The organism is Bradyrhizobium sp. Kon69, assembly GCF_055807515.1.
In genome coordinates this window covers 1-320 of sequence record NZ_JBVVOS010000220.1, presented here as the reverse complement: position 1 = coordinate 320, position 320 = coordinate 1, and the positions used below count along the sequence as shown (strand labels likewise).

At 57.2% G+C, this 320-nt stretch carries 1 protein-coding gene; it reads right to left on the bottom strand.

All coding sequences use genetic code 11. The features are described from left to right. Nucleotides 1-320, bottom strand: a 320-nt coding sequence (locus tag AC0L3U_RS38910) for a terpene synthase family protein (protein ID WP_473365043.1), incomplete at both ends; no start/stop codon positions are given.

Genomic DNA, 320 nt, shown 5'->3' with positions numbered 1-320 from the left:
CTTGAAAGCCTCCAGCGTTTTGCCAGAGGGTTTCATAACCTTCTACCCCGGGTTGCGAGTGGTGGATGCGATGCATCAATGCGGTAGTGCAGGGCACCAGGTATGTTAGGTATTGCTCGGCAACTCGCTGTTTCCAGAGCGCAGGCATCAAGCGTGAAGCACGTCGCATGATATCTGCAAGGGCGCAGGCCAACGGTTCTCGGGACGTGGTGGTGCGTGAGAAAGCACTGGCGTAGACATCACGAATCACGCGCTCGAGGGCTTCCGGGTCATTGCAATCTTCGTCGGCAAGATCGTCCTGGCAACTGAACCAGCCCACC